1 protein-coding gene is annotated in these 1,485 nt (G+C 43.8%); it reads left to right on the top strand.

The genetic code is table 11. The annotated features are described in order from the left end of the window. Positions 1-68: 68 nt before the first annotated feature. On the top strand, positions 69-1,485 hold a 1,417-nt coding region (locus E1163_RS00580), incomplete at its 3' end, for a condensation domain-containing protein (RefSeq protein WP_246223450.1).

The raw sequence follows: 1,485 nt of genomic DNA on the forward strand, positions 1-1,485 counted from the left end.
TCGGCGGAGATTCAATTAAAGCGATTCAGATCATGTCCCGTTTGCGTCGTGAGGGCTATCGAGTAACGATGAAGGACATATTTGCACATCCTACCATAGAGAGTTTGAGTTTATGTGTTGAACGGGTAGAGGAAGAGCAGGATCAAAGTACGGTAAAAGGCGAGGTGCCGTTAAGCCCGATCCAACGGCACTTTTTTGCTCATTATGGTTCTCATGAAGATCATCATCACTACAATCAGAGTGTATTGTTGTTCAAGGCCTCAGGTTTTGAGAGGGCTTTGTTGAAAGCGATGCTGGAGAAGCTTCACGCTCATCATGATGCTTTGCGGATGCAATATGAGTTGGTTGATGGAGCTATTGTGCAACGTAATGTAGGTTTGGATTATCCAGTATTTCTTGAGGAGCATGATTTAAGAGGGATTACCGGTGCCCTTCAGGTGATGAGCGAGAAGATAGAAGCGTATCAGGGTAGCATCGATCTGACCTCCGGACCTTTGATGAAGGCTGTCTTGTTCCACCTTGATGATGGGGATCGTTTGTTTTTGACGGTTCATCATTTGGTGATTGATGGAGTTTCGTGGCGTATATTATTTGAGGACCTCGATCTGATGTTTGAGCAGTATGACCGTGGGGAGGCATTGTCTTTACCGTTAAAGAGTAGCTCATATCAATCCTGGAGCAGTAAATTAGAGGCTTATTCCCAGAGTAATGATTTTGCTAAAGAGCTATCCTACTGGTCTGATATGGATAAGCTTTCGATAGCCTCACTTCCCAAAGATAAAGCAAGTGACTTGGGCAGTTTATCAGACTATAGTCGAGAGGTACTGACCTTAGACAAAGACCTGACCGGGTTATTGTTATCGGGTGCCCATGAAGCCTATGGTACAGATATCAATGATCTTTTATTGACAGGACTAGCATTGAGTATATCGGAGGTATTTTCTGTAGAAGAGTTTTTGCTGACCTTGGAAGGTCATGGGCGTGAAGAGTTTTTACCCGGCCAGGATATCAGTCGAACCGTTGGCTGGTTTACCAGTATGTATCCTGTTCATTTATCGTTGACTGGCTCGAAAGATGTACCTGGTTATATCAAGGGTATCAAGGAGCAGCTTCGCAATATACCAGGTAAAGGTATTGGCTACGGGGTATACAAGTATCTGCGAGAAGGCAATGAGGGGGAGTTATCTAAGCCGGAGATTATTTTCAACTATTTAGGACAGTTTACGCAGGATATTCAGGGGGACTATTTTGAATTGGCGAAGGAGTCTTCGGGCCTTGCCCAGAGCCTTAGGTTACCGGGAGAGCATGCGCTTGATATTACGGCAATAATAGAATCGGATGAGTTAAAGATCGTTGTTTCCTATAGTCAGAATTTATATCACTCCCAGACTATACGTAAGCAATTATCAAGCTATGAGAATCATTTACGTTCGATAGTGGAAGTGTGTTTAGGTGTCTCTACCCGAGAATATACCCCTAGTGATT

It is taken from the genome of Fulvivirga kasyanovii (assembly GCF_009711405.1).
In the GTDB taxonomy this organism is placed as follows: domain Bacteria; phylum Bacteroidota; class Bacteroidia; order Cytophagales; family Cyclobacteriaceae; genus Fulvivirga; species Fulvivirga kasyanovii.